Here is a 767-nt window from a genome sequence, read left to right as displayed (position 1 = left end):
CTTGCCTTCACGTAGTGCCTTGACAGCGGCTTCCATGTCGAAAGTTGGTTTGGTCATGGGTCACCTCTTTTTTGTTAATGGTAAAGAAATGACACAGAATTCTGAACACTACCGCACTGAGGCGGGAGATTGGAGCAATATTTCGAGACTTATGCCGTCAAAAGGGCATTGAGTTGGTCGAGGGGTACGCAATGAGGGATCACATCCATATGTTGTTAATGATTCCTCCGAAGTTCAGTGTTTCCAATACGGTTGGATTTCTGAAAGGGAAGTCTGCGGTTCAGATATTTCGGAGGTACAAGCATGTACAGAGAAATTATACAGGAAGACATTTTTGGGCTCGGGGCTACTGCGTAAGTACAGTAGGGTTCGACGAGCAGATGATTAGAGAGTACATTAAGAATCAAGAGGTTGAAGAGCGTCGTCAAGAGCAGATGCAACTGGCGGGGTTGTAATTAGCTGTAGTAGTTCAGACTTGATCTGACAGTTACCGGTTTTTCAGAAGGTGCTTTGTCAGGTCAAATTCAGTTTACGAGTTTTTCCTTCCAGGTGCTTTTTCCATCTTCAAGTGTTGCCATCGGAGTGCGGCCACAACACTTTTTACCCTGATGGGTACGGTCATTATTGTAATATGTGAGCCATTCGTCCAGATCCTTTTGTAACTCTTCTATTGATCCATAGATCTTCCGGCGTAATGAAGGCTGGTAGAACTCTTGTAGAATGGTTTTATGGAAGCGCTCACAGATGCCGTTGGTTTGTGGATGCCT

2 protein-coding genes are annotated in these 767 nt (G+C 44.9%); one reads left to right on the top strand and one right to left on the bottom strand.

The genetic code is table 11. The features are described from left to right. The first annotated feature begins 98 nt into the window (after nucleotides 1–98). Nucleotides 99–455, top strand: a complete 357-nt coding sequence (tnpA, locus tag ACCI49_RS24890) for an IS200/IS605 family transposase (RefSeq protein WP_371841952.1) — start codon at nucleotides 99–101, stop codon at nucleotides 453–455. Between the two features lie 69 nt (nucleotides 456–524). On the opposite strand, the gene ACCI49_RS24885 is transcribed toward tnpA, so the two are convergent. After that, nucleotides 525–767 (bottom strand): integrase core domain-containing protein (locus tag ACCI49_RS24885; RefSeq protein WP_371838516.1); only part of this gene is annotated, 243 nt, incomplete at its 5' end.

Origin of the sequence: Microbulbifer epialgicus (genome assembly GCF_041447265.1) — a bacterium.
Classification (GTDB): domain Bacteria; phylum Pseudomonadota; class Gammaproteobacteria; order Pseudomonadales; family Cellvibrionaceae; genus Microbulbifer; species Microbulbifer epialgicus.
This window is presented reverse-complemented; position numbering and strand designations above follow the sequence as displayed.